The following is a 3,564-nucleotide window of genomic DNA, read 5'->3' on the forward strand; positions in this document are numbered from 1 at the left end:
TTTTGTGATTGAATTACGTTCTCCAAGCGATCATCTCAAAACTATTCAAAAGAAAATGAAAGAATACCAAGAAAACGGAACTCGTTTAGGATGGTTAATTGATCCTCAAACCAAAACCGTAGAAATCTATCGACCCAATCAAGATGTAGAAATATTAGAAAATCCATCAACGTTATCAGGAGAAAATATTTTACCTCAATTTACCTTAAACTTAGAACATATTTGGTAAACTCTCGTTGTTGTGCTTCAGCACTACTCAATGACTAAAATCAAAATAATAAACTTAATCTCCTTGATATATTTATTGTAAACGGGAAAACATTAGTATCTATAACAATGAGTTTAGGATTCATCAGCAAGTAATTTTTCTAGGATGTCTTCGGTTAGTCCTTGGTTACAAAAAGTTAATCAGTGGTTTGATTCATAATGGGTTATGGGTTTAAGGAATGGCAACTTGTCTAATGTCTCTGTTGAGCTTCCGGGTATAACTTTAGGAATAAGAGGATTTTTTTCCGTAAATTTACTTATAAATAACGGGATGTATTTTTCCGTAAATTTACTGATGACAATTAATCAATCTCAAGTTACTATGTCTCTTCAAGGGAATATTGAAGCCATTTATGTCAGAAGAAATTTATCACATTTTTATTTCTAACCAGATTGCCAGTCAGGGTGGAAACCAAAAAGTAACTCTGCGTTCAGGAAAATCCTATAATGTTACAATTCCTGCTCAACTTCAAGAAGGATATAAACTCAGATTAAAAAAAACGGGTTTAGCTCAGAATGATGCTCTGTTAATTCTCCATACTTTATACGATAAAAATAATCATTATCCAAAAATTATTAACAATTTATTTAGGGATTTAGAGATTAAGCGTGATAGCAAAATTAGATGTATACAAGCTTATGAAAACATAACATCGGGGCAGTTAAATGACGATATAGCAGCTATTGATTTATTAGATTTTATTGTTATCAGTAATCAGAAAAATTTAGATTCTGAATTTTTTCAAAAATATCAGTTAGCCAGTGAAAATTATCGCTTACTCTGGATAGAGCTATCTTTAGAAAAAGCGTTAGAATCTGCTCATATTTCTGACGATCAAAAACAAGCCTTAAGAGGAATTTATCAATCTGTTAGAGCAGGTGAAGCTATTAGTGAGCTAAATCATCTTAACGATCTGGATTCAATTATTACTAATTCTAATATCCCAATAGTAGTTAAACAAAGATATTTAACTGCTAGTATAAAATCCAAAGCACTAACAACCGAATTATTTATTCTTGATTTAATTGAACGAAATTTTTTATCAGAAGACGACCAAGAAAAATATTTATCAGTTTATATTCAAGTTCGAGATAATCAAAAAATTACTGACCTTCAGCAATTACTTAAATTAGATGAATTAGTTATAGGCTCAGATATTCCAGAAGAATGCAAAATTATTTATAAGTTAGCCTCAGAGCGAGTTTTTGAGCAAAAGAATCAAGAAAACCCAGAAGATATTATAGATAAGGTAAAAACAGTTACTAAGTCTGTTAGAACAGCGGCTCAAATTGTTCCAAACGCTCATGCAGTTTTGGGGAATTTAGGAGTACAGGCCGGAACCAAAGTTGCAATTGGAGGTTTAGCAGGTGGAGCCGCGACCAACGCAACACTCGCGGCTTTAGGAGGAGGTTCTGTTGCAGCAGGAGGTTTAGGAATGTTAGGCGGGTTAGCCGTTGTCACAGGAGGGGCGGCATTAATTGGAGCAGCCGCTTTAGTGTCAATTGTATCTGTTTCTCAAATGGACACACAAGATCGAGTGAATTTAGGTATTGCTGCGGTTGCAGGAACATTAACCAGCGCGGCGACTCTTGCAACGGCTTGGGCTGCGGTGGGGGCTTTTGGTGTCGCGGGTACAGGAACAGCCATTAGCACCTTATCTGGGGCGGCGGCTTATAGTGCGATTATGTCGGCTTTGGGTGGTGTGGGCGTTATGACAGGAGGGGTCGCTTTAATTGCTGGGGTTGCAGGGTTGGGAATTTATCAATTATTGAAAAACCAAAAAAATAATCCGAAACAGTTACTTAAACAAATAGAAGCTAGGCTTTATACATTATTAGAACATCAAACTCATGATCTCTTAAACGTTTTTAACTATTATTTCTCAGAACCCAGCGATGAATATTTTTTAGCTCCGAATATTCCTCTCGATAAACTGGCAAACGCACTTTATAAATATGCTAATCTTGAACCAGGGGAAAGAGTCTTAGCATTTGTAGATCAAAGTATGTTCGGTTCAGGGAAAATGGGTTTAGTTTTTACTGAAAATCGATTGATTTACCAAGAATTATGGGAAAAGCCAAAATCATTAAAATATTCTGATGTTCGAGATGTTGCTTCTAAGTTTCCCAAGTTTTATAATGATAAATTAGATTCTATTTTGCAAAATTTATTACCTGAGTTAAAACAAATCTATCAATTGAATACAATAGAAGTTTTAGAAAACAATACAACAGACAAATTAGTTAATTTAGATGATGAATTAATTCATAAAATTCAGGCAATGACTCAAATCTGTGAAGCTTGTATTTCTCTTAAACCAGGGATTAAAAACCTGAATCATCTTTTAAAACCATAAGGAAATTAAACCATGAATTCAGTTGAAAACGAACTAGCTAAACTACAAAAACGCTTTCAAGAAGCAGCGAAAGTCATTGATGATTTAGCTCAAATCAAGCAAGAATTAGATCAATTATCAATAAAGTATCAAGACCAATTATTCAAAAACTCTATTAATTTAGATCAGACTCAACAACAAATTAAGTCTCTATCGAATGATTATCAAGAATATAAGAAATATTGGAATGAAAATTTTAATGTTTTAATCAAAAAGGATCAAGATATTTTGACTAAAATTAGCGAAACCGGAAATCAGACTGAATCTGAAATTGAACAAAACAAAACTCAGTTAGAAAATTTAGAAAAAAGGTTAGAGGAAACTAACGTTTTTTTAGCTACATTTAAAAATAATGTTCAGTTGAACCAAAATTTAGCGATAGGTTCTTGTTTAATCGGGTTTATTGCCTTAATATTAAGCATTTATTCTATTTTATTTTTACCCAAAAATTATCCTAACACTTTAGATTCTCCACAAGAGTCTAGTCTTATTACTGCTTCTCCTTCACCTGAAAATTCATCAATTCCAGTTAATTATTTTCGAGAAGCTGTTAATAAAGCTACCCGTGCAGCCACTTTAGCTCAATCTGCAAAATCTAAAGAAGAGTGGAATGTAGTTGCCAATGAGTGGCAAGGTGCTATTGATATGATGAAATCAACTCCTTTATCTGACCCTAATTATGAAATTGCTCAAAAAAAGGTTATAGAATATCAAAAGAATCTGAATTATGCTCAACAACAAACTGAAGAATAAGTCCATCATTGCAATATCAACAGATACTAATAGGGTGATGAGATTGTATAGAATAAAATATCATCCTTAATTTACCTCCAAAAATCAGATATTAATTATGCTCAATTACAAAGGTTATAGGGATTTGACAAACAATTGATTATGGCTT

General features: G+C 33.0%; 3 protein-coding genes. All 3 read left to right on the forward strand.

Features of this window, described 5'->3' with window-relative positions; translation table 11 throughout:
* The coding region (locus ACKPEB_RS08845; RefSeq protein WP_408964523.1) for a Uma2 family endonuclease at positions 1–229 on the forward strand (229 nt) is incomplete at its 5' end.
* A gap of 391 nt (positions 230–620) precedes the next feature.
* Positions 621–2,624 carry a hypothetical protein gene (locus tag ACKPEB_RS08850; protein WP_408964524.1) on the forward strand — a complete coding sequence of 668 codons (2,004 nt, stop codon included), beginning with the start codon at positions 621–623 and terminating at the stop codon, positions 2,622–2,624.
* A gap of 12 nt (positions 2,625–2,636) precedes the next feature.
* The gene (locus ACKPEB_RS08855) at positions 2,637–3,416 is read left to right on the forward strand and encodes a hypothetical protein (protein ID WP_408964525.1); all 780 of its coding nucleotides are present in this window, start codon (positions 2,637–2,639) and stop codon (positions 3,414–3,416) included.
* Positions 3,417–3,564: the final 148 nt, after the last annotated feature.

The sequence above is a fragment of the Planktothrix sp. genome (genome assembly GCF_046067725.1).
Taxonomy (GTDB): Bacteria; Cyanobacteriota; Cyanobacteriia; order Cyanobacteriales; family Microcoleaceae; genus Planktothrix.